Source organism: Nonomuraea sp. NPDC049646, assembly GCF_044465525.1.
In the GTDB taxonomy this organism is placed as follows: Bacteria; Actinomycetota; Actinomycetes; order Streptosporangiales; family Streptosporangiaceae; genus Nonomuraea.
Genome location: NZ_JBITLU010000004.1, coordinates 532,548 through 554,407 on the forward strand (window position 1 = coordinate 532,548; position 21,860 = coordinate 554,407).

Annotated in this window: 20 protein-coding genes; 11 read left to right on the forward strand and 9 right to left on the reverse strand. The window is 72.7% G+C overall.

Annotated elements, in window-relative coordinates; genetic code table 11:
* Positions 1-291: 291 nt before the first annotated feature.
* Positions 292-2,823: an FxSxx-COOH system tetratricopeptide repeat protein gene (fxsT, locus tag ACIBQ8_RS14925; RefSeq protein ID WP_397192171.1), complete on the forward strand. Its 2,532-nt coding sequence runs from the start codon at positions 292-294 to the stop codon at positions 2,821-2,823.
* A gap of 16 nt (positions 2,824-2,839) precedes the next feature.
* Here fxsT and ACIBQ8_RS14930 read toward each other — a convergent pair whose 3' ends face one another.
* Positions 2,840-4,039 (reverse strand): FxsB family cyclophane-forming radical SAM/SPASM peptide maturase, encoded by a 1,200-nt coding sequence (locus ACIBQ8_RS14930; protein WP_397192172.1) that lies wholly within the window; start codon positions 4,037-4,039, stop codon positions 2,840-2,842.
* Between the two features lie 362 nt (positions 4,040-4,401).
* Between ACIBQ8_RS14930 and ACIBQ8_RS14935 the strand changes: the two genes are divergently transcribed.
* The 5 genes from ACIBQ8_RS14935 to ACIBQ8_RS14955 are packed head-to-tail and all read left to right on the forward strand — an operon-like array spanning position 4,402 to position 9,115.
* Positions 4,402-5,421, forward strand: coding sequence for an ABC transporter substrate-binding protein (locus tag ACIBQ8_RS14935; RefSeq protein ID WP_397192173.1), 1,020 nt, complete (start codon positions 4,402-4,404; stop codon positions 5,419-5,421).
* Positions 5,418-6,254 (forward strand): ABC transporter ATP-binding protein, encoded by an 837-nt coding sequence (locus tag ACIBQ8_RS14940; RefSeq protein WP_397175862.1) that lies wholly within the window; start codon positions 5,418-5,420, stop codon positions 6,252-6,254. The genes ACIBQ8_RS14935 and ACIBQ8_RS14940 overlap by 4 nt, the downstream gene beginning before the upstream one ends.
* Positions 6,247-7,221 carry an ABC transporter permease gene (locus tag ACIBQ8_RS14945; RefSeq protein WP_397175864.1) on the forward strand — a complete coding sequence of 325 codons (975 nt, stop codon included), beginning with the start codon at positions 6,247-6,249 and terminating at the stop codon, positions 7,219-7,221. Before ACIBQ8_RS14940 ends, ACIBQ8_RS14945 begins: the two co-directional genes overlap by 8 nt.
* On the forward strand, positions 7,218-8,549 hold the full coding sequence (locus tag ACIBQ8_RS14950) for an LLM class flavin-dependent oxidoreductase (protein WP_397175866.1): 1,332 nt from the start codon (positions 7,218-7,220) through the stop codon (positions 8,547-8,549). Before ACIBQ8_RS14945 ends, ACIBQ8_RS14950 begins: the two co-directional genes overlap by 4 nt.
* Entirely contained in the window at positions 8,546-9,115 is a 570-nt protein-coding gene (locus ACIBQ8_RS14955) for an NADPH-dependent FMN reductase (protein WP_397192174.1), read from the forward strand. Before ACIBQ8_RS14950 ends, ACIBQ8_RS14955 begins: the two co-directional genes overlap by 4 nt.
* Positions 9,116-9,243: 128 nt before the next feature.
* Here ACIBQ8_RS14955 and ACIBQ8_RS14960 read toward each other — a convergent pair whose 3' ends face one another.
* From ACIBQ8_RS14960 to ACIBQ8_RS14970, 3 genes are all read right to left on the reverse strand, one after another.
* Positions 9,244-10,038 carry an SDR family oxidoreductase gene (locus tag ACIBQ8_RS14960; protein WP_397175870.1) on the reverse strand — a complete coding sequence of 265 codons (795 nt, stop codon included), beginning with the start codon at positions 10,036-10,038 and terminating at the stop codon, positions 9,244-9,246.
* Between the two features lie 42 nt (positions 10,039-10,080).
* A complete protein-coding gene (locus ACIBQ8_RS14965) occupies positions 10,081-12,075 on the reverse strand; it encodes a glycosyl hydrolase family 28-related protein (RefSeq protein WP_397192175.1) in 1,995 nt (664 codons plus the stop codon).
* A 190-nt stretch (positions 12,076-12,265) separates the two neighbouring features.
* Positions 12,266-13,045: a CPBP family intramembrane glutamic endopeptidase gene (locus ACIBQ8_RS14970; protein WP_397175874.1), complete on the reverse strand. Its 780-nt coding sequence runs from the start codon at positions 13,043-13,045 to the stop codon at positions 12,266-12,268.
* A 117-nt stretch (positions 13,046-13,162) separates the two neighbouring features.
* Between ACIBQ8_RS14970 and ACIBQ8_RS14975 the strand changes: the two genes are divergently transcribed.
* Together ACIBQ8_RS14975 and ACIBQ8_RS14980 are read left to right on the forward strand one after the other, a co-directional pair.
* Entirely contained in the window at positions 13,163-14,116 is a 954-nt protein-coding gene (locus ACIBQ8_RS14975; protein WP_397192176.1) for an NAD(P)H-binding protein, read from the forward strand.
* Between the two features lie 24 nt (positions 14,117-14,140).
* Positions 14,141-14,395, forward strand: a complete 255-nt coding sequence (locus ACIBQ8_RS14980) for a DoxX family protein (protein WP_397192177.1) — start codon at positions 14,141-14,143, stop codon at positions 14,393-14,395.
* Between the two features lie 4 nt (positions 14,396-14,399).
* On the opposite strand, the gene ACIBQ8_RS14985 is transcribed toward ACIBQ8_RS14980, so the two are convergent.
* The 4 genes from ACIBQ8_RS14985 to ACIBQ8_RS15000 form a co-directional block, all read right to left on the reverse strand.
* Positions 14,400-14,732 (reverse strand): putative quinol monooxygenase, encoded by a 333-nt coding sequence (locus tag ACIBQ8_RS14985; RefSeq protein ID WP_397175879.1) that lies wholly within the window; start codon positions 14,730-14,732, stop codon positions 14,400-14,402.
* Positions 14,733-14,910: 178 nt separating this feature from the next.
* Positions 14,911-15,516, reverse strand: coding sequence for a superoxide dismutase family protein (locus ACIBQ8_RS14990; protein ID WP_397175880.1), 606 nt, complete (start codon positions 15,514-15,516; stop codon positions 14,911-14,913).
* Between the two features lie 137 nt (positions 15,517-15,653).
* Complete coding sequence (locus ACIBQ8_RS14995) at positions 15,654-17,822, reverse strand: transglycosylase domain-containing protein (protein ID WP_397192178.1); 2,169 nt, start codon at positions 17,820-17,822, stop codon at positions 15,654-15,656.
* A gap of 206 nt (positions 17,823-18,028) precedes the next feature.
* Entirely contained in the window at positions 18,029-19,192 is a 1,164-nt protein-coding gene (locus tag ACIBQ8_RS15000; protein WP_397192179.1) for an SRPBCC family protein, read from the reverse strand.
* Between the two features lie 220 nt (positions 19,193-19,412).
* On the opposite strand from ACIBQ8_RS15000, the gene ACIBQ8_RS15005 reads away from it, so the two are divergent.
* Complete coding sequence (locus ACIBQ8_RS15005) at positions 19,413-20,465, forward strand: DUF6221 family protein (RefSeq protein ID WP_397192180.1); 1,053 nt, start codon at positions 19,413-19,415, stop codon at positions 20,463-20,465.
* Between the two features lie 20 nt (positions 20,466-20,485).
* On the opposite strand, the gene ACIBQ8_RS15010 is transcribed toward ACIBQ8_RS15005, so the two are convergent.
* Positions 20,486-20,959: a proteasome activator gene (locus ACIBQ8_RS15010; RefSeq protein ID WP_397175887.1), complete on the reverse strand. Its 474-nt coding sequence runs from the start codon at positions 20,957-20,959 to the stop codon at positions 20,486-20,488.
* Positions 20,960-21,074: 115 nt separating this feature from the next.
* On the opposite strand from ACIBQ8_RS15010, the gene ACIBQ8_RS15015 reads away from it, so the two are divergent.
* Both ACIBQ8_RS15015 and ACIBQ8_RS15020 read left to right on the forward strand, forming a co-directional pair.
* Positions 21,075-21,437, forward strand: a complete 363-nt coding sequence (locus ACIBQ8_RS15015) for a hypothetical protein (RefSeq protein WP_397192181.1) — start codon at positions 21,075-21,077, stop codon at positions 21,435-21,437.
* Positions 21,438-21,512: 75 nt separating this feature from the next.
* Complete coding sequence (locus ACIBQ8_RS15020) at positions 21,513-21,764, forward strand: hypothetical protein (RefSeq protein WP_397175890.1); 252 nt, start codon at positions 21,513-21,515, stop codon at positions 21,762-21,764.
* Positions 21,765-21,860 lie beyond the last annotated feature (96 nt).

Sequence of the window (21,860 nt, forward strand, 5' to 3'; positions counted from 1 at the left end):
GATGACCGGCCCGTCCGGAGCGAAGTGCTCAACAGGCTTGATCCCACAGTGGCCGAATTCGGCGGGCCCGCCAATAGTCGGGGAATTAGTGCCGTCCTGAACAGGGCATTGACGGTCGCCGTTATCGGCCGGGTAGTACGGGACCCGCCGGACCGCTACCATGACAGTCTGTCGTTTTATCTTGCCCTATTCCGGAAAACGATTTTCTATTCCTGCACCAGCACCCCGTGAAGACACGGACAGAAGGGCGGGCACGTGACGTTTCCAGAGCCGTCCGCCGCACTGCGCGCAGTGAGCGACTTTCCCAATGTCTGGAAGGTTCCACCCAGGAACAAGAACTTCACCGGCCGGGAGGAGCTGCTGTCCAGGCTGCGTGACAGCATTCTCCAACAGCCCACCGCGGTCGTGCCGAACGCCCTTCAGGGCTACGGCGGCGTCGGCAAGACGCAGGCCGCGATCGAATACGCCTATCGCTTCCGCGAGGAGTACGACCTCGTCTGGTGGATCCCCTCCGACCAGCCCGGCTTGGTGCGCTCGACGCTGGCCCAGCTCGCGCCCCAGCTCGGCCTGCCGGGCCCGACCGCGACGGGCATCGACGAGGCGGCCAACGCCGTCCTGCAGGCGTTGCGCCGCGGCGAACCGACCCGCCGCTGGCTGCTGATCTTCGACAACGCCGACGAGCCGGACGACATCAGGGAGATCGTGCGTCCCGGCCCGGGGCACGTCCTGATCACCTCGCGCAACCATCGCTGGGAGAGCGTCGTCGACACCGTTCCGGTGGACGTCTTCCCGCGGCGGGAGAGCGTCGAGTTCTTCCAGAAGCGCCTGCGCAGGGCGATCAGCGAGTCCGTCGCCGTCGAGCTGGCCGAGGCGCTCGGCGACCTGCCGCTGGCACTGGAGCAGGCGGCCGCGCTGCAGAGCGAGACGGGCATGGCGCCGGAGGAGTATCTCAAGCTGCTTCAGGAGCACACCAGTCAGCTGCTGAGCAAGGGCAAGCCCTCGGAGTACCCGGTCTCCATGACGGCCGCGTGGGGGCTGTCGGTGAACAAGCTCAAGGAGAACCTGCCCGAGGCCATGGAGCTGCTGCGCTGCTGTGCCTTCTTCGGGCCGGAGCCCATCCCGCGCTCGGTGCTCGTCCCGGTCAAGGGGGCAGTGCGCCCGGTGATCGCCGAGCTGCTCGCCGATCCCATCAAGCTCAGCGGGGCCATCGGCACGCTGGCCAAATACGCCCTGGTGCGGGTCGAGGCCGAGGCGAGCGGTCAGGCCGGTGGCCAGCGCGGCCCAGGGCGACCGGCCACCCTCCAGGTCCACCGCCTGATCCAGGCCCTGCTGCGGGAGGAGCTCGAACCGGAGGTCCAGGAGGAGATCCGCGCGGAGGTCCACTCACTTCTCGTCGGCGCGGTGCCGCAGGCTCCCGACGACCCGGCCAACTGGCCGCGCTACGACGCGCTGCTGGCCCACGTCCGGCCGGCGAGGGTGGCCGAGAGCCGAAGGGACGAGGTCCGCGACTTCGCGATCAAGATGCTCACCTACCTCAGCTCCTCCGGGAACTTCGCCGCGACCGGCAGCCATGTGGCGACGTTCCTCGAGCGCTGGACGCACGACTCCGGCATGGACAACCGGCACGTGCTCCAGGCCAAGCGCCTGCAGGGGGACCTCTATCGCGAGCAAGGCCGCTACGCCGAGGCCTACGAGCTCAACCAGTCCACCCTGGTCTCCATGCGCGCGGCGCTCGGCGAGGAGGAGCGCGACACCCTCATCCTGCTCAACGGCATCGGCTCCGACCTACGCGCGCAAGGCCGCTTCATCGACGCCAGGGAGCACGACGAGGAGTCGCTGCGCCTGCACAGGAAGGTGCTGGGGCCCGACGACGTCATCACGGTAAGGGCGATCAACAGTCTGGCCCTCGACTACGGCCTCACCTCCGACTACGTCCGTGCCAAGGAGCTTCTCCTGGAGGCGCTGCGCACGGCCCAGGGAGGGGAGACCGCGGTCACCCGCGGCACCGAGCTCAACCTGCGCACCGGCCTCGGCCGCGTGGTGCGGCTGTGCGGCGACTACCGTCAGGCGGTCGACGTCTGCGACGACGCGCTGATCTTCGGCCGCGAGTTCTTCGACGCCAACCACCCGCGCATCCTGCTGGCCCAGAAAGACCTGGCCATCGCCCTACTGCGGTCGGGAGAGACCGAGGACGCCCTGCTGCAGGCCATCGACGTGCACGAGCGCTACGTGCGGCTGTACGGGGTCGACCACCCCAGCACGCTCGCCGCCGCCACCTGCCTGTCCAACTGCAACCGCGCCAACGGCAACGTGGAGCAGGCCTACGAGCTGGCCTTCGACACCATGAACCGCTACCCGCGGATCTACGGCGCCGACCATCCGTACAACCATGGCTGCGCCAGCAACGTGGCCCTGTTGCACCGCGTGCTCGGCGACCCGCAGGCGGCGCGTGAGCTGAACAAGAAGGCGCTCGACGGCATCGAGCGCAGGCTGGGCCGCGACCACCACTACTACCTGCTCATCGCCGTCAACTACGCCAGCGACCTGGCCGTGCTGGGCGACCTCAAGAACGCCTGCGAGATCGGCGCGGAGGCCCATCAGCGCCTCAGCGCCCTGGTCGGCGCGCGCCACCCCACGGCCCTGGCAGCGGCGGCCAACCTGTCGGCCGACCTGGAGGCCGCTGGACAGCGGGAGGAGGGCAGAGCGCTCTTCGACGAGACCATGCGGTCCTACCTGGAGACGCTGGGCCCCGAACACCCCGACACCCGGGTGGCCGGCGAGCGGCGCCACCTCGACTGCGACTTCGACCCGCCACCGGTCTGACCAGGCCGAGCCCCGCTCACCCCCCGGGCGCGAGGAGCTCGGGGGTGCGCGGGTCGGCTCTGGTCAGGTCGGCCACGTCGTCGGTCACGGTCCGCCGGATGTGGCTGATCAGCCGGTACAGGTCGCGGCAGTAGACCGACGGGTTCCGGAATCCGCTGCCTGGCCGGTACCGGTGGGGATAGAGCCCGCCGCCGCAGATCCTGGCCAGTTCGCAGGCGGCGCACTCGTCCGACAGCGCCCGCGCGCCGATCTGCCGGGCCGCGATGGAGGGCAGGAGCAGCGCCGCGTCGAAGGAGTCGCGGAAGGTGTGCAGCAGCGTGCCGGCCGCTCCGTCGTAGGCGGACTTGAGCGTGTCGACCTGTTCGATGCTGCCGTCGGTCTCGATGACCACGACCGCCACCGGCGATAGGCCGATCCCCTCGCTCCTGGACGGCCGCCCGCAGACCAGCCGGATGATCTGGCTGAACATGCGGATCTGGGTCTCCCGCTCGGGCGCCCGGTACCAGCGGTCGAAGACGGCCACCAGCCAGTCGCCGTAGGGCGAGCCGGCGGCCGACCAGCCGGGCGGGGGAGTCGTCCAGTTGCCGTGCGGCAGCAGGAAGTCCAGCACCGGCGGGCGGAACCGGAGCAGCGCCTCGTAGGTCGTGACCGGGTCGTTGGCCAGGTCGAGGGTGCACAGCAGGCCGCCGAACAGGTGGCGGTAGGCGGGCGTCGTCAGGCGTTCGATGCCGGCCCGCACCTGCTCGTAGCTGCCCCGGCCGGAGGCGTTGCGGCGGTGGCGGTCGTGCCCCTCCTTGTCGCCGTCGAGGCTGACGCCCACGTAGACGTCCAGATCGGCGAACAGGCTCAGGAAGCCCTCGTTGAGCTGGACGCCGTTGGTCTGCACGCGGGCCACCAGCTCGACGCCGGACGGCAGCGCCGAGCGCAGGGCGGTCAGCGCATAGCGCATGTGGTCGACGCCGACCAGCAGGGGCTCGCCGCCGTGCAGGATCACCTCGACGCTGTCCAGGCCGTTGGCCTCGGCGTGCTCGGCGATGCGGGCGGCCACGCGGTCGATGGTCGGGCCGGACATGCGGCGTGGCTGGCGGCGCCAGCTCTGGTCGGCCATCTCGTACATGTAGCAGTAGTCGCACGCGAGGTTGCAGCGGCTGTGGAGCTTGAGTATGAACTGCCTGAACGGGGTGGGCCGCCACCCCGACTCCAGCAGTCTTCCCACATCGAGATCTGCGGGCCATTCGGCTTCGCCCACGCTGATCAGCTCCCGGGGCTGCGACGAAGCTCGGTGCCCGAGCTCGTTCATCCCCGTGCCGGATTCCCGCCAGAGTAGATCATCAAACCGCGCAAGTGGGGACCGTCGTTTCCGGAAGGGAACCGTTCCCCGAGTTTCATGTAAAGCCAGTAGGAAATGTTGACTTAGCGTCCTGGGTTCCGTACCTTCGTAGGCATGAGCCAGGGCCTCTACCTGACCCGGCGCCCGCACGTGGACCACGGCCACGTCGCCAGCGCGCAGTGTCGCTGATCACGCACCTCCGGCAGACCTCCCAACCCCCTGCGCAGTTCTCCCCAGAGGAACTCATCGTGATCAACATCAGACGTGCACTCCTCGCCGTGCTGCTCGCGACCGTGACCGCCGGCTGCGGCGCGGCCGAGGGCTCGGCGAGACCCGGCGAACCGGAGGTGAAGGAGCTTCGCTACCAGGGCAGCGCGGGCACCGTCACCTTCCCCGAACTGGCCGCGGAGCTCGGCTACCTCGGCGACGTCAAGCTCAAGTGGGTGGGCAACACCACCTCGGGGCCGCAGGACATCCAGTCCGCGGCCACCGGTCAGACCGACTTCGGCGGCGCCTTCGACGGCGCCGTCATCAAGCTCAAGGCGGCCAAGGCCCCGATCAAGGCGGTGATCGGCTACTACGGCTCGGACGAGAAGTCGTTCAACGGCTACTACGTCAAGGACGACAGCCCCATCAGGACCGCCCGCGACCTCATCGGCAAGAAGATCGGCGTCAACACCCTCGGCGCCCACCACGAGGCGGTGATCAAGGAGTATCTCAAGCGTCAGGGGCTGACGCCGGCCGAGATCGAGCAGGTCCAGCTCGTGGTCATCCCGCCGGTCAACACCGAGCAGGCGCTGCGGCAGGGGCAGCTCGACGTCGGCACGCTCGGCGGCGTGCTCAAGGACAAGGCGCTCGAACGCGGCGGGCTGCGTCCGCTGTTCACCGACGTCGAGCTGTTCGGGCCGTTCACGGCCGGGGCCGTCGTGCTGCGCGAGGACTTCATCGCCAGGAACCCCGGCACCGTCAGGACCTTCGTCGCCGGCTTCGCCAAGGCCATCGCCTGGGCGCAGACCCGCCCGCGCGAGGAGGTCGTCGCCAAGTTCGAGCAGATCATCGCCAAGCGCGGACGCAACGAGAGCACCGACGTCGTGAAGCTCTGGAAGAGCACCGGCATCGCGGGCAAGGGCGGTGTCATCGACAGCCGGGAGTTCCAGCGGTGGATCGACTGGCTCCAGCGCGAGGGCGAGATCCGTCCTGGCCAGGTCAAGGCCACCGACCTCTACACCAACGAGTTCAACCCCTACGCGAACGGGAGCGGCTCATGACCGCCACGATCAGCGAGACCGGCGTCCAGACGAAGATCGGCATCCGGAACGTCTCCAAGGAGTTCACGGTCAGGGACGCGGGCGAGCCGTTCACCGCCCTGTCCGGGATCGACCTGGACGTCCGCGAAGGGGAGTTCCTCACGCTCGTCGGGCCGAGCGGTTGCGGCAAGTCCACCCTCCTCGACCTGGTCGCGGGCCTCGCCGAGCCGACGTCGGGCCAGATCGTGGTCAACGGCGCGCCCGTCACCGGGCCCGGCCTCGACCGGGGGATCGTCTTCCAGCAGTACGCGCTGTTCCCCTGGCGCACCGCGCTGGCCAACGTGGCCTTCGGGCTGGAGGCAAAGGGCGTGCCCAGGGCCGAGCGTACGGAACGGGCGCGGCGGCACCTGGAACTGGTCGGCCTGTCCGGCTTCGAGGACCGCTACCCGCACGAGCTGTCGGGCGGCATGCGCCAGCGCGTCGCCATCGCCCGCAGCCTGGCCTTCGACCCCGACGTCCTGCTGATGGACGAGCCCTTCGCCGCGCTCGACGCGCAGACCCGCGAGTCGCTCCAGGAGGAGCTGCTGCGCATCTGGCAGCACACCCGCAAGACCGTCGTGTTCATCACGCACGGCATCGACGAGGCCGTCTACCTGGGGCAACGCGTCGCCGTGATGACCTCCAGGCCGGGCCGGATCAAGGAGATCATCGAGGTGGACTTCGACTCGCGCGAAGGCGACCTGCGGGCCGATCCGCGCTTCGGCGAGTACCGGCACCACGTGTGGGGGCTGCTGCGCGACGAGGTCGCCGCGGCGCAGGTGCAGGAGCGGAAGGCGGCGATCCGGCATGACTGACGCCCGCGCCGACACGCGGCCCGAGGGCGACGTCCACTGGTACGACCTCCCCGACGACGACCCCGACCCCCACGACGAGCCCGGCCCCCATCACCACCACGGCCCCGCGACCGGGGACGAGCCCGCCGCCGTCCGGCCCACCGAGGGGGAGGACCGGAAGAAGGCGTCACCCGCGGCGCGGAGACGGACGGGCGGGCCGGTGCGACGCGCGGGCGGGGCGGTGCGGCGGGCGGGGCGGAACTCGGCCGCGATCCTGCTGCTCCTGGCCGCCTGGGAGGCGCTGCCCCGCCTCGGCGTGGTGGACCCCGTGTTCGTGCCCCCGCTGTCGGAGAGCCTGGCCGCCGGCGCGGACCTGCTGCTCACGGGCCGGCTCCCGGAGCACCTGGGGGCGTCGCTGGCGCGCTCGCTGTCCGGGTTCGGGCTGGCGATCGTGCTGGCCATCCCGCTCGGGCTGCTGATCGGCTGGTACAAGCCCGTCGCCGACTTCCTCACGCCGCTGCTGGAGGTGTTCCGCAACACCTCGGCGGTCGCGCTGCTGCCGGTCTTCACGCTCATCCTCGGCATCGGCGAGACGACGAAGGTGGCGTTCGTCCTGTACGCCTGCTCCTGGCCCATCCTGCTCAACACCGTCAGCGGCGTGAAGACCGTCGAACCGCTGCTGATCAAGTCGGCCCGGTCGATGGGCCTCGGCCCGGTGCGGCTGTTCCAGAAGGTGATCCTGCCGGCCGCCGTGCCCGCCATCTTCACGGGGGTGCGCCTGGCGGGCGCGTACTCGATCCTCGTCCTGCTGTTCGCCGAGATGGTCGGCGCCAAGGCCGGGCTCGGCTACCTCATCCTCGACGCCCAGTCCAGCTTCCGCATCCCCGACATGTACGCCGGCATCATCACGATCTCCGTGGTCGGCCTGCTGTTCAACCTGCTCCTGATCGGCGTCGAGCGCCGCTTCTCCACCTGGAGGACCACGTGACGAGAAAGCTCCACCTGAACGCCTTCCTCATGGGCGTCGGCCATCACGAGGCCGCCTGGCGGCACCCCCGCACCGAGCCGAGCCGCCTGACCGACGTCCGCCACTACCAGGAGCTGGCCAGGATCGCCGAGCGCGGCAGGCTCGACTCGCTCTTCCTCGCCGACGGCGTGGCGCTGCAGGGCGACGTCCGGCACAACGCGCTCGGCGGGCTGGAGCCGCTCACGCTGCTGGCCGCGCTCGCCTCGGTGACCGACCACATCGGCCTGATCGCGACCGTCTCCACGACGTACAACGAGCCCTTCCACGTGGCGCGCAAGTTCGCCTCCCTCGACCACATCAGCGGCGGACGGGCCGGCTGGAACATCGTCACCTCCGCCAGCGAGGCCGAGGCGCTCAACTTCGGCGTCGAACGCCCCACGCACGCCGCCCGCTACGCCAGGGCCGACGAGTTCCTGGAGGTCGCCGGCAAGCTCTGGGACAGCTGGGAGGACGACGCCATCCTGGGCGACCGCGCCGGCGGCCACTACGCCGACGCCGGCAAGATCCATCCTGTCGAGCACATCGGCCGCCACTTCGCCGTCCGGGGGCCGCTGAACACCTCCCGTTCCCCGCAGGGCCGTCCGCTGCTGGTGCAGGCCGGGTCGTCGGAGGACGGCAAGGAGTTCGCCGCCCGGCACGCCGAGGCCGTCTTCACCGCCCAGCAGACCCTGGAGGAGGGCCAGGAGTTCTACAGCGACCTCAAGCGGCGGGTGGCCGCCCACGGCAGGCAGCCCGGCGACGTGCTCGTCCTGCCGGGCATCTCGCCGATCATCGGCTCGACCGAACGGGAGGCGCTGCACCTGGAGAAGGAGCTCGAAGACCTGATCATCCCCGCCTACGGCCTGGCCCAGCTCTCCCACCTGACCGGCATCGAGCTGACCGAGGACGACCTCGACCGGCCGCTGCCGGACGTGGCCGTCGAGACCGAGGGCGCGCAGAGCCGGCGCAAGCTCGTCATCGACCTGGCCAGGCGGGAGCGCCTGACGGTCAGGCAACTGCTCAACCGGCTGGCCGGCGGCCGCGGCCACCGCGTGGTCGCCGGGACGCCCGAGCAGATCGCCGACCAGCTCCAGGAGTGGTTCTTCACCGGGGCCGCCGACGGCTTCAACATCATGCCGCCGCTGCTCCCGTCGGGCCTGTCCGACTTCGTGGACCACGTCGTGCCGGAGCTGCAGGTCAGGGGCCTGTTCCGGTACGAGTACGAGGGCCGTACCCTCCGCGACAACTACGGCCTGACCCGGCCCGTCTCCCGGTACGCCGCCGGGCTGGCGGCGGCGGTGGCCGGATGAGCGTCGTCGCGCTGGTCGGCAACCCCCGCGAGGGCTCCAGGACGCGGACCGTGGCCGTGGAGGCCGCCGAGGCCGTCGCGCGGCGGCTCGGCCTTCCCGGCGTGCACGACGTGATCGACCTGTCGGCGCTCGGGCCGCACCTGCTCGCCCCCGGGCCCGCGCCCGGCGTCGAGGTGGCGCTGGAGCTGGTCGCCGAGGCGCGGGTGCTGGTGGTGGCCAGCCCCACCTACAAGGGCACGTACACCGGGCTGCTGAAGGCGTTCCTCGACCGGTTGCGGCCGGAGGCGCTGGCCGGGGTGGTGGCGTTGCCGCTGCTGGTCATGGGTGATCCGAAGCACGCGCTGGCGGTCGAGGTGCACCTGCGGCCGCTGCTGGTGGAGCTGGGCGCGACCGTGCCGACGCCGGGGCTCGCGGTGCTGGAGTCCCAGCTCGCCGTACGGGAGCCGCGGCTGCCCGCACTGGAGTCGCGGCCGCCCGGGCTGGAGGAGCTCCTGGGCCGCTGGGCGGAGCGCGTCGCCCCGCAGGTGGCCGCAGCCCTCGCGGTCGGCCACCCGGCCCCCGCCTGAGGCACGCCGGGCCCCCGCCTGAAGGACGCCGGGCCCCGCCTGAGGGCGTGGGCCGCTGTCTGAGGGCGGTGGTGCCACTCGCCTGAGGGCGGGGGCCCGGGTGGGAGCGGGCGGGCGGGGGCGCGGGGTCAACGCCAGTCGCCGGACTGGAGCGCCCCCGCCGCCTGCGGTCCCATCGTGACCAGGCCGCCGTCCACGAACACCGACGAGCCCGTCATGTACGAGGCGGCCGGCGAGGCCAGGAAGGCGATGACCGCGGCCACCTCCCGGGCGTCGCCCGGCCGCGGGATCGGGTACCCCGGACGGCTCCCGGCCCGCGGCGGCCGGTCCTCCTGCCCGGTCATCGGCGTGGCGATCTCGCCGGGCGCGACCGTGTTCACCGTGATGCCGTGCGCGGCCAGCTCCAGCGCCAGCACCCGGCTGAGCAGCTTCAACCCGCCCTTGGCCGCGCAGTACGGCCCCGCCCCCACCCTCGGGTACTCCTCGTGCACGCTGGTGACGTTCACGATCCGGCCGCCGCGCCCCTCGGCGACCATCCGCCGGGCCGCCCGCTGCGCGCACAGGAACGGCCCGTCCAGGTCCACCGCCAGGACCGAGCGCCAGCGCTCGTAGTCCATGTCGAGCAGCGGCTCCGACGACCCGGTGCCGGCGTTGTTGACCAGCACGCCGAGCCCGCCCAGATCCCCGGCCAGTTCGTCGACGACGTGCGCGGCGCGTACCGGGTCGGTCAGGTCGTGGCGGCGCACGGCCGCCGCCTTGCCCGCGTCCCGGACCAGCGCGGCGGTCTCCCGGGCGCCGTCCTCGTCCTCGTGGTAGGTGATCCCCACGTCGAACCCGTGCTCGGCCAGCAGCACGGCGGTGGCCTTGCCGATGCCGGAGTCGCCGCCCGTCACAACGGCGACCCGGTCGTAGCTGTCGCTCATGCCGTCCCCCTGCCCCGCACCCCGGCGCCTAACGCGGCCGTCTCACCAGGGGGCGGGGGCCGGTGGGGGGACGGCTGGAGGGCGGTCGTCGCAGGTGAGGGTGTTGGGCAGGAGCCAGGGGGCGAGCCAGCCGTCGTTGCCGCCGCCATCCGTCAGCGCGAACTCCGAGCCGTCCGGGGTGAAGTGGAAGGTGCCGCAGTTGTTCACCGGGACCGCGCCCACGTTGCGGGCGTCCACGTTCTCGAAGGCGGCCGAGCCGGCGGCGCGGGCGCTGAGCACCGAGGTGCCCGTGCCGTCCACCCGGACGTCCTTGAAGCGCAGGCCGGTGATGGAGTAGAGGTCCTTGACGGGCCAGTCGGCGACCAGCATGACGGCGTTGTAGGTGTTGTCCAGGTAGTGGTCGCCGGTCACCCGGATGTCGGCGTCGATGTCCCGCTCCAGGGCGTAGAACCAGATGGCGCCGAGGCCGATCTTCCAGTTCAGCTCGTACGTGCCGGCCCGCACGGTGGTGTTGCCGGTGATGTCCAGGCGGCCGGTGAACGGCTCGGCGCCGAAGCGGGAGCCGACCTGCAGGGCGCTGCCCTCGCGGACGGGGTCGGCGATCAGGTTGGCCGAGACCGTGTTGTCCGTGCCGCCGTAGATCGCGATGCCGTTGGCCAGCACCGGCGTCTGGACCGTGTTGTGGTCGAACGTGTTGCGCGCGTCCGCCGCCCGCTCCGACCACATCGCCAGGCCGTCGTCGCCGGAGTTGCGGACGAAGTTGTCCGACACGACCGTGCCGGTGACGCCGGTGTGCAGGTTGAGCCCGTCGGCGATCTGGTCGGCGATCACGTTGCCGGTGACGCGGGTGCCGCTCATCGGGCCGTCGAACCAGATGCCGACCTTGGTGTGGTGGAGGTACAGGCCCTCGATCGTGAAGTCGCTCATCGCGCCGCCGATGCCGTTGACCTGGTCGGTGTCCACGCGCTCGCGGACGTCGCCCTCGATGGCGAACCCGGACAGGTGCACATTGCGGCTGCCGCCGTCCGCGGCGTCCTTGCCGTAGAAGCCGACACCGGTGTGGACGGACCCGTCGGGCGCCGGGGCGTCCAGGGCGACCTCGCGGCCCTTGATGATCGTGTACCAGCTGCCGGCGCCGGTGATCGTCACGTCGTCCACGACGATATGCCGGTTGACCTGGTACGTGCCGGGCGGGACGTACACCTTGAGATGGGCGCGCCTGGCGAAGGCGACGGCCCGGTCGAAGGCGGCCGACGACTCGCGGCGCCCGGACGGGTCGGCGCCGAAGGCCAGCACGTTCGCCGCGACCGGCTCGATCCGCGGCGGGGCGACGAGCTCGGAGTCGAGCAGGTCGATGACCGTCCAGGCGGCTCCGGCGCCCGCCGTCAGCCGGATCCGGTCGCCCGCCCGGTAGGTGCGCCCGAGCAGCAGGCGCTGCTCGTCGTAGAAGTGACTGGGCCGGAACGGCTTGGCGATCGCCGGGGCCGGGGTGGTGGCGCTGGGCACGCAGGAGCACTCGGTGATCCACCAGTCGGGGTGCAGCAGGTCGGCGCCGGGGTCGTCGGTGAACGGGTACTGGTTGTACAGCCAGGAGTACTGCGAGGTCAGCGTCATGGTGGCCCGGTGGCGGCCGTTGACCGCGACGTCGAGCGGCGCGGTGATGCCGCCGCCCGCGGGCGCGTCGGGGATGCTGTAGCGGACCGTGACGGCGTTGGCCGCGGCCGGCAGGGTGAACTCGACGTGCCGGCCGGGCGTCAGCCGGACCGCCCGCCGCCCGGACGCCTCGGCGGGCAGCGTGTACGCCGAGCGGTCGGGGCCGATGACCGTGCCGTCCGTCGGGGCGTTCTCGGCCTCCTGCTCGGCGAAGCCGACGCGCGCGCCCCGGCCGGCGACCAGCGCGGGGTCGAGGGCGGCCCTGGTGACCACGGGCCCCGTCGCCGCGGCGGCTTGGGCGGCGGCCTGCGCGGCGGCCTGCGCGGCGGCCTGCGCGGGGACGGCGAGCGAGGCGAGGGGGAGGCCGAGAGCCGCGGCGAGCACCGCCACGACCCTCCGGGATGTGCTCGTGCCTGACATCCGAAGCTCGATTCTCTCGGGGGGTGAGGTGACAGTAGGACCCCACGACCCCGCGACACAAGGCTCCTGCGAAGGAGTTTCGTAACGTTGTTGTCGAGCTTCGACCGGCTATCGATTTCTTGCGATATTTACGCAAACGGCTTGCAAGCGGTCGTCAGGGGAGCCAGCTCACCCGGCCGTGCAGGGCGGCGTACCCGACGAAGGCCACCACGTCGATCAGCGTGTGCGCGATCACCAGCGGCATCGCGCGCCCCCACCGCTGGTACAGCCGCCCGAACACCAGCCCCATCACCACGTTGCCGACGAACCCCCCGAACCCCTGATACAGGTGGTACGACCCCCGCAACACCGACGACACGATCACCGCGCGCCACGGCCTCCAGCCCGCCTGGTCCAGCCGGTGCAGCAGGTAGCCGCTGACCAGCACCTCCTCCAGCACGCCGTTCTGCGCGGCGGCCAGCAGCAGCACCGGCACCCGCCACCACACCTCCGGCAACTGTCCCGGCACCACCGTCAGGTTGACGCCCAGCGCGTAGACCGCCAGGTAGAAGGCCAGCCCCGTGCCGCCGATGGCGGCGGCGAGCAGCGCGCCGCGCAACGTGTCGCGGCCCGGCTCGCGCAGGTCCACCCCGATCGTCCGCAACGACTCGCCCGACCGCACCAGCAGGTACGCCACCAGCGCCACCGGCGCCACCGAGATCGCGATGTCCACGAGCTGCAACGTCAGGTCCAGCCACGGCCGCCCGGGGGCCAGCGAGCCGACCAGCACGGCGTGCTGCCCCTTCAGCTCCTTGGGCGCGGTCAGCGAGCCGATCAGCCGGACCAGCGACAACACCGCGCTGGCGCCGAGCGAGACCGACAGCACGACGAGGATCTCGGCTCTGATGAGCCTGGGGCCGAGGGCCGGACCGGGGGCGAGTGACTGGGTGTGCATGGGCCGCAGAGTAGCCGCCCAGCGCTCCGATCCGGATAAAGCACCCCTTGTCGGCGGGTCTCCGGGGCCCGGTCAGGGTCATGTCACACTTCCCGTCCCGGGTTCCTCTCAGAGGGCATGAACGACATGATTCTCGTCACCGGCGCCACCGGGACGTTCGGACGCCCGCTGGTCGAACTGCTCACCGCCCGGGGGGCCAAGGTGCGCGCCGTCACCCGATCGGCGGCCGGGGTGCGCCTGCCCGCCGGGGCCGAGGCCGTCGAGGGGGACCCGGCCCGCCCCGAGACCCTCGCCGGCCACCTGGACGGCGTCACCGCCGTCTTCCTGCACCCGCGCGCCATCGGCGACGGGGCGCCCGGCCTGCTCGCCCGTGCCGCCGAGCGCGGGGCGCGGCGGGTGGTGGCCCTGTCGGCGATGAACGTCGACGAGCCCCTCGACGAGCAGCCCTCCCGCTTCCGCGGCGACCGGAACAAGGAGGCCGAGGCCGCCGCCGTGGACAACGGCCTGGAGTGGACCAGCCTGCGCGCCGCCTCCTTCGCCGGGAACGCCCTCCAGGCGTGGGCGCCCCAGATCCGGGCCGGGGACGTCGTCCGGTACGTGCACGCGGGCTTCCAGGAGGTGCCGATCGACGAGCGGGACCTGGTCGAGATCGCCGCCACGACGCTGCTCGGCGGCCACGCCGGACGCCGGCTCGAACTGACCGGGCCCGAGTCGCTGACGCACGCCGCGATGGTGGCCGTGCTCGGCGAGGCGATCGGCCGGCCGCTGCGCTTCGAGGAGATCCCGCCGGAGGACGCTGAGCGGGGCCTGGTCGCGGGCGGTCTGCCGGAGCCGTTCGTCCGCGCCCTGCTGGCCCGTTACGCCAGGTATGCCACGCGCCCCCAGCACCCGGTCACCGGGGACGCGGCCGCGCTGCTCGGCCGCCCGCCCCGAACCTTCGCCGACTGGGCCGCCGCCCACGCCCCGGCCTTCGCCCGCCAGGACCAGCCGGGCGAAGGCCGTTCGCCCGCCCGTCAGCCCCAGGACCACCCCGCCGGAGGCCGGGCGTCCGGCGGGCGGGCGCAGGGCTGACCGGCCGACACCGTCCGGACCGGGGTGCCCCGGTCGTGGCTGGTCTGGCCGATCGGCACGCTGAAGGCGGCCGGCGCGGCGGGGCTGGCGCTCGGCCTGCTGGGCGTGCCCCTGGCGGGGACGGCGGCCGCGGCCGGGCTCGTCCTCTCCTACGTCTGCGCCCTCTGCACGCACCTGCGCGTGGCCGACCGCTCGCCGCAGTTCTACCTGGCGATCGTGTTCCTCGCGCCGGCGGTCGCCACCCTGGTGCTGGACCCGGCGCTGGTGCTGCGGCCCTGAGCGGTCAGCCGCGCTCGGGGACGGCCATCTCGCCGAGCGGCGACCAGTCGTCCTGCGGGACGTTCGCGTTGACGATGCGCGGCGTCTCGGCCAGGTAGCCGGGCAGCACCTGCTGGGCCTGCTTGAAGTGCGCCGACGTCACGTGCGCCGCCCCGGCCGCGTCGTCGCGGAACGCCTCGACGAGGACGTACTCGGCCGGGTCGTCGAGGCTGCGCGACCAGTCGAACCACAGGCAGCCCGGCTCGGCGCGGGTGGCCTCGGTGAACTCGGCCGAGATCTCCGGCCAGCGGTCGGCGTGCTCCGGCAGGACGCGGAACTTCGCGGTGATGAAGATCATGACGGGAACTCCCCAGGTCGGCGGCGTTACGGCACGAGACTAGCCGCCCACCCCCGCCCACCCACGGCGGGGCCTCAGGCGCGTCGCCCGCGGCCTGATCGCACCGCGGGCGGCGCGGGCTCACGCGCGTCGCGTCACCTGATCACACCGCAGGCGGCGCGGGCTCACGCGCGTCGCGTCACTTGATCACGCCGCAGGCCGTGCGGCCGCCCGCGTCGCCCGTGCGGTGGGTGGCCTCGTCGGGGCCGTCGGGGGCGTAGCGGGCGGGGATGTTGGCCAGGTTGTCGGGGAGGGCGTGCACGATGACCGCGCTGCCGTCGGCGTCGGTCAGCTCGCGCAGGCCGAACCGGTCGGTGACGACCGACGCGGCGCCCGACCCGTCCTTGCCGACCAGCAGCGGCGGCAGGTCGCCCGAGTGCCCCGGGTGGACGGCGCCGGCCAGGTCGAGGTGGCCTCCGGCGGTGAAGAAGGGGGAGACCTGCCCGGTCGCGGGATCGACGGCCTTCGGGTCGCACAGGCCCGTCGTGTGGATGTGGAAGCCGTGGAACCCCGGCGTCAGGCCCTTGACCGAGACCGAGACGCGCGCCGTCCCGAAGCCCTCGCGCAGGATGCTGAGCCGCCCGACCGCGACGCCGCGCGCGTCGCGGATGACCACGGGCCGCGGGTCGCCCTGGCGCGCGGCGGTGGCGTCGGCCACCGCGCTCACGCCGATGGCGGCGACCCCGGCGGCGAGCGCGAGGCAGAGCGCCAGATGTGTCCGGCCGAACGTCCGTGCCTTGGGCATGGCGAAACCGTCCCTCGTGAGGCGGAGATGTGCGGACTCATCGAGGGTACGGTCGCGTCGCGCCGCCTGTCGTATAGCTCTTGAGTCACCCGTCGGGGTTATGGACCGGGCGCCGTGGAACCGGCCGGCGCGCCCGCTCAGGGCGTTCGGCCCGCGCCCTGGTCGTCGAGGGCCGGCTCCCCGAGGCCGGTCTCGCCCGCGTCGGGACGGTCGGCCTCCCGGTCGGGACGGGCGGGCGCGCAGGCGTCGCCGCACCCGCCGAAGCGCCCGGTGTCGATCGGCGTGAACCGCGTGGCGGGCACGCCCTTCAGCGCCGCCCTCATCGTGTCGTTCCAGATCGGCCCCGGCAGCGAGGCGCCGGCCACGATGGAGAAGTACCGGCCGCCGATCGTGGTGTTCACCAGCTTGTACCGCTGCGAGCCGCGCGGGTCGCCGATGCTGACCGCGCCCGCCAGGTCCGGGGTGAACCCGGCGAACCACGCGGTGGCGTACCCGTCGGTGGTGCCGGTCTTGCCCGCGGCCGGGCGGCCGATGCCGCCGACGCGGCTCATCGTGCCCTTGGTGAACACGCCCGACAGGATGTGCGCGGTCGCGTCGGCGACGCCGGGGTCGAGCGCCTGCCGGCACGACGGCCGGTACGAGGACGGCCGGCCGGTGGCGGCGTCGGTGATCCTGGTGATGGCCATCGGCGCGCAGTACCGGCCCCGGGCGGCGATGGCGGCGTACGCGGTGGCGACCGTCACCGGGTCGGTCTCGTTGATGCCGAGCGTGAACGTCTCGTACTCCTGGAGCTTGCGGCCGTCGGCGCGGGCGATCCCGAGCGACTTGGCCGTCTCCACCGTCCGGCACAGCCCCACCCGCTGCTCCAGCGCCATGAAGAACGTGTTCACCGAGCCCCACGTGCCGGTCCGCAGGGTCTTGAAACCGGGGGAGCCCTCGTCGTTGGTGACCGTCCAGGACGGGTCGCCGACGCCGGCGCCGGCGCAGTTCTTGAAGGCGGCGGCGGAGGGGGCGTTGTAGCCGTTGCCCACGGTGATGCCGTCGTCCACCTTCATGCCCTGCTTGAGCGCCTCGACCAGGGTGAACGTCTTGAACGTCGAGCCGGCCTGGAAGCCGATCAGCCCGCCGTGCCGCGCGTCGGCCACCGCGTTGAAGGAGATCTGCTTCTTCCTGGCCGAGGAGCCGTAGCCGCGGCTGGCGGCCATCGCCCTGATCGCGCCGGTGCCCGGCTCGACCAGCGCCTCGGCGGCCAGGGCGTTGTCGGTGGCGCTGACGTGCTTCCTGATCGCCCGGTCGGCGGCGGCCTGGGCCTTCGGGTCGAGCGTGGTGTAGATCTTCAGACCGCCCTGCGCGAAGGCGCGTTCCCTGGCCCGCCGGGTGCCGCCGAAGGCCGGGTTGGCCAGCAGCTCGTGCCGGACGTACTCGCAGAAGTACGGGTAATCGCTGTCGCCGCAGCCGTTGGGCAGCCGGACGTCCTTGAACCCCAGCTTCCTCGCCTTGGCCGCGGCCGCCTGCTCCGGCGTGATCCTGCCCAGCTCGGCCATCCGGTCGAGCACCACGTTCCGCCGGGCCAGCAGCAGCGCGCGGGCCTTCTTGCCGCGGCTCGGGTCGGTCGTGTTCGGGTCCTGCACGGCGCCCGCCAGCGTGGCGGCCTGGGCCAGGTCGAGCCGGGAGGCCGGGACGCCGAAGAACCGCCTGGCCGCGGCCTGCACGCCGTTGGCCCCCGCGCCGAAGTAGGCGATGTTGAGGTAGCGGCGCAGGATCTCGTCCTTGCCGTACTTCCGCTCGACGCCCATCGCGTAGCGCAGCTCCTTGAGCTTGCGGGCGTAGCTGGCCTCCAGGGCCTTGTTCTTGTCCTGCTCGGTGTCGGCCGCGTTGAGCAGCACCTGCTTGACGTACTGCTGGGTGATGCTCGAACCGCCCTGGCTGAGCCGGTCGGAACTGAGGTTCTTGACCAGGGCGCGCAGCGTGCCCTCCATGTCGATCGCGCCGTGCTCGTAGAACCGGTCGTCCTCGATGGCGACGACCGCCGTCCGCATCACCTCGGAGATCTGGTCCAGGCGGACGATCTCGCGGTTCTGGTCGTAGAAGCGGGCGATCACGTTGCCGCGGGCGTCGTACACGGTGGAGGTCTGCGCGAGGGGCGGCTCGACCAGCGCCACCGGCTTGAGGTTCAGCTGCTCGGTGGCGGAGACGACCAGCGTGCCGGTGCCGCCGACGGCGGGCAGCGTGATCGCGGCGGTCAGCAACCCGGCCGACATCGCCGCGACCGTGAGCCGGGCGACGTTCGACAGGCGATTGGGCATGCGGGAGCACCTCCGGGCGGGAACAGGGGCAGGCCCGGACATGACAGCACAGGACGAAAGCCGGCGTCCAAGACCGATATCGGCCATCCGGTGATATCGGGATCGATATCACGCCAGCGTACGGGCCACGCGCGAACCCCCGTCGCGCGTGGCCGTCCGGCGGCCGGAGTGCGGCCGGAGTGCGGCCGGAGTGCGGCCGGAGCCGGTCAGAGCAGGGACGGCGCGGCCGGCTGCACCTGGCTCTCGACGTGCTCCTTCAGCCGCACCAGATCCTGCCGCAGCTTGCGCGCGGGATGCGCGCCGAGCAGCCCGGCGATGGCGTGCCCGGCCGCCCCCGCGATGGGGTTGTAGCACAGGTGCACCTGGACGCGCGTCCGGCCGTCGGCCTGGGCGTCCACGCGCAGCACGCCGGTGTGGGCGATGAGCTCGCCGTCGCCGGACTTCCAGGCGATCTCCGCGCCCTCCTCGCGCTTGGTCTCGGTGGCGGTGAAGCGGATGCGCGTCCCGGCCGGGCCCCTGATCACCCAGTGGGAGCGCTGCTCGTCGGCCGACAGCCGGACCTCCTCGACGTCCGGCATGAAGCGCGGGAACAGCGAGTAGTCGCTCACCAGCGGCCACACGGCCGCCACCGGCGCCGCGATCGAGACGGCCGCGTTGACGTCGATCGCCTCGCGACCGGCGTTGACGCCGGTGAGGCGGCGCAGCGGCAGGTTCGTCGCCGCCCGCACGGCCAGCGCGGAGGCGGCGCAGCGGGTGAGCCAGGACAGCGGCCTGGGCAGCTTGCCGGTGACCGCCCAGATCGAGGCCGCCGCCCCGCCCGCGACCAGCCTGGCCGACGGCGACCAGCGCTGCTGCAGCAGCTCGGGCACCGCCTTGCGGCGGCGGCCCTGGCCCTGCAGCCGCGGCGCGTCGGTGCCGTCCCTGTGCACGTGCCAGTTGGTCTCCACCCGCTTGACGCCCGGGATGCGGCGCACCTTCTGGCGGGCGCGCTCGTCCTCGCCCGCGAGCACGTCGCCGGAGAGCGTCACGACGCGCTCGCGCACGTCCACCTCGACGGCGTGCGGGTGGCTGATGTGGCGGCCCAGTTCGGCGCGTACGCGTTCGTGCAGGACGCGGTCGTCGGCCGAGCCGCCGGTCAGGCGGTACCTGGCCGCCGCGGCCGACCCGCGGCCCCGGTTGGACAGGTCGCGGCCGAGCACGCCCAGGCCGTCGCGCACCTCGTGGGTGGCGTGCGAGCCCTTGTCCCGCACGCGGGCGCGGCGCGTCCGGCCCCGGTCCGGATCCAGCAGGTACGTCACCGCGGCCCCGGCGCAGGCGCCGAGCACGGCCGCGACGAACGGGTGCGACCGCCTCCGCGACTCCGTGTGCACGATCTGGATGCGCCGCGGAGCCGGTTGCCGCGATTCCCCGTTGAAGGAGCTGATGCCCCGAAAAGCAGTCGTGCGCATGACCACAATCCCCCTCGCTCGCACTTCCCGCTGGCCGTGGCCTACCCCGCAGGTCACAGCGCTAACGGAGGGCCGTCCGGAGGCGTTGGTCTCCCGCGATACCGGGCAGAAAGCACGATAGGGGATTAAAGGGAGTTCTGGCATGAAGAGCACGGTTCGCACCGCGACGCAGGCGTTCTGGATCGACGCCGGGCACGGCGGGACGCAGGAGCACTACGGCGAACAGCTGCGCAGATGGCGGCACGCGTTCGCGGCCACGGGCGGGGAGCCGGGCGCGAGCGGCGTCACGCTGGACCCGCTGCACTTCGCGCTGGCCGCCTGGGAGGTCGCCACCCGGCCGGTCGCCGACTCGCCGTACGTGCGCACCCACCCCCGGGTCCTGGACGCGGCCTGCCACCGGGCCGAGGACGGCCGCGACCCGCTGGCCGTGGTCGAGCTCGCCGCGCCGCCGCCCGTCCCGCTGCCGGACGGCTGGTCGAGCTGGCGGCGCCAGGGCGAGCAGCCGTACGCGGCCGGCGCGGAGGGCACGCCGACCGTCCTGAGCACGCTGGAGCTGCGCATCCCCCTGTCCGGGAGCCGACTGCCGACGCCCACCCGGCCGCGCGCCGAGGGCCTGCCCAACCTGGACGACGCCCAGGCGTCGCTGGAGGCGTTCGTCGCCGAGCTGAACGCGGCGGTCACCCCGTTCCTGCGCGAGCTGGACGGCGCCGAGGGCGTCTCCGACACCGACGGCGCCACGCTGGTCCAGTGGCTGCGCACGCAGATCGAGGCCGACAAGGCCACCGCGGAGGCGGCGGGCGCCGGCCCCTGGCGCTACCTCACGGCCACCGGCCCGGCCGCCGCCCCGGTACGCCAGGGCGCGGGCGGCGCGCGGCGGCTGGAGTTCGGCGGCGGGCGGACGGTCACCCGCGTCGGCTTCCACGACGACGACCTGCTCCACCCGGTCGAGGCGATCCACATCGCCCTGCACGACCCGGCCGACGCGATCGCCCGCTGCGGCGCCGAGCTGGCACTGCTGAACGAGCACACCCCGCCGCTGTCGGCCGGGGACACCCGGGACACCGGTGACAGCGGGGTCGCCGTCTGCCCGCTGTGCGGCGAGGCGGCCGGCTCCCCCTGCCAGACGCTGCGTCACCTGGCCTACGGCTACCGCCTGCGCCCCGGCTGGCGGCCCGAATGGAGCCCCTCCCGCTGACCGCCCGGCCTGCCGGCGTCCTAGAGGTAGTTGCCCTCGCCCGGGGCGCGGACGCCGTCGGCGCGGGGGAGGGCGCGGCCGGCGTGCAGGCCGAGCTGCTGCTGGCGGGCGGCGGCCTGCTGGAGCTGGAGCCCGGCCTGGATGCCCTGGAAGACGCCCTCCAGCCAGCCCACGAGCTGCCCCTGCATGACCCGGATCTCCATCTCCGTCGGCGTCCCGCCGTTGGGGGTGGGCCGCAGGCGTTCCAGCTCGTCGCGCAGCTCGGGCGCGACCGCCCCGGCGACCTCCTGGATGGCCTGCTCGTAGATGCGGTGCATGCGCTCCCTGGCGCGCTCCTCCAGGTGCACCCCCTTGGCCTCCTCCAGCAGGCTGCGGGCCATCGCGCTCACGCGGAGCAGCCGGGCGGGCTCCTCGACGTTCTCGATGTCCGTCCTCACGGCATCGCGCAGGGTGTGCTGCTCGTCCCCCGATGCTGGATGCGGCGTCGTCGTCATGTCCTCAGTCCTCGTTCACGCAGGTGAGCGGCTCGCTACCGCCAGCAACAGCCCTTCCCGGTGCCCCGCCGTTCACTCGTGGGAGCGGCCGGAATCCTGGGTAGGGGTCACCCTCATGAACCGGCGAGACGACGATCCCGAGGACGAGTTCTTCGCTCCGGTGCTGCGCGAGCCGCCGCCCCCGGACGAGATCAGCCGCTCAGGCGTGGTGAGCGACACCGGCGTGCCCGGCGTGCACGGCGGCGGCGAGGGGGACTGGCCGCGCAAGCCGCCGCCGTCGAACGCGCTCGGCCTGCGCCTGCTGGCCGCCGCGCTGCTGCTGCTCGCCGGGGTCGTGCTGGCGGTGCTCGCGGTGCTGGCCGGACGGCTGCCGCTGGCGCTGCCGCCGGCGATCCTGGCGGTGGCCGCCGCCGCGTACCTGGTGGTGTTCGCGCGGCGGCGGGCCCGCGACGACGGCGGCCCGCCCACCTTCGGCTAGCGCGGGCAGGGCGGCCACCTGGGGTTTCGCCCTGTCTGTGGGGGTACACGCCCGCTGAGGGGAAGAGGAGCCGAGATGTCTCTCATCGACCGTGACTGTGTCCGCAGGCTGCTGGAGTCGGAGCACGCCGACGCGACGCTGGTGTTCGTCCGGGGCGACTGCGTCGTGCTGCGGGCCGCCGAGATCGACGACGCCCACCGGGGGCTGGTGATCGCCAGCCGCGAGGACGTCATGGCCCAGCTCCCCGACGGCGCCACGACGGACGGCCAGGCCCTCGACGACCTCGCCGTGCGGCTGGACAACGTGGTGCGCGACCTGGGCGCCTGAGCCGGGCGAGCCCGTCCGCATGTCCTGAATCTGCAAGCCGCCACGTCCACCTGGGGAAAGACGGTGTCGGTCCCGCCGGGATTCACTGCCGGGAAC

Bases quoted from the DNA above. Each gene is read 5' to 3' on its own strand.
- ACIBQ8_RS14955 (WP_397192174.1), top strand. From the start codon at position 8,546: ATGAGCGTCGTCGCGCTGGTCGGCAACCCCCGCGAGGGCTCCAGGACG.
- ACIBQ8_RS14960 (WP_397175870.1), bottom strand. From the start codon at position 10,038: ATGAGCGACAGCTACGACCGGGTCGCCGTTGTGACGGGCGGCGACTCC.
- ACIBQ8_RS15005 (WP_397192180.1), top strand. From the start codon at position 19,413: ATGAAGAGCACGGTTCGCACCGCGACGCAGGCGTTCTGGATCGACGCC.
- ACIBQ8_RS15010 (WP_397175887.1), bottom strand. From the start codon at position 20,959: ATGACGACGACGCCGCATCCAGCATCGGGGGACGAGCAGCACACCCTG.
- ACIBQ8_RS14970 (WP_397175874.1), bottom strand. From the start codon at position 13,045: ATGCACACCCAGTCACTCGCCCCCGGTCCGGCCCTCGGCCCCAGGCTC.
- ACIBQ8_RS14995 (WP_397192178.1), bottom strand. From the start codon at position 17,822: ATGCCCAATCGCCTGTCGAACGTCGCCCGGCTCACGGTCGCGGCGATG.
- ACIBQ8_RS14990 (WP_397175880.1), bottom strand. From the start codon at position 15,516: ATGCCCAAGGCACGGACGTTCGGCCGGACACATCTGGCGCTCTGCCTC.
- ACIBQ8_RS15020 (WP_397175890.1), top strand. From the start codon at position 21,513: ATGTCTCTCATCGACCGTGACTGTGTCCGCAGGCTGCTGGAGTCGGAG.
- ACIBQ8_RS14985 (WP_397175879.1), bottom strand. From the start codon at position 14,732: ATGATCTTCATCACCGCGAAGTTCCGCGTCCTGCCGGAGCACGCCGAC.
- ACIBQ8_RS14940 (WP_397175862.1), top strand. From the start codon at position 5,418: ATGACCGCCACGATCAGCGAGACCGGCGTCCAGACGAAGATCGGCATC.
- ACIBQ8_RS14975 (WP_397192176.1), top strand. From the start codon at position 13,163: ATGAACGACATGATTCTCGTCACCGGCGCCACCGGGACGTTCGGACGC.
- ACIBQ8_RS15015 (WP_397192181.1), top strand. From the start codon at position 21,075: ATGAACCGGCGAGACGACGATCCCGAGGACGAGTTCTTCGCTCCGGTG.
- ACIBQ8_RS14945 (WP_397175864.1), top strand. From the start codon at position 6,247: ATGACTGACGCCCGCGCCGACACGCGGCCCGAGGGCGACGTCCACTGG.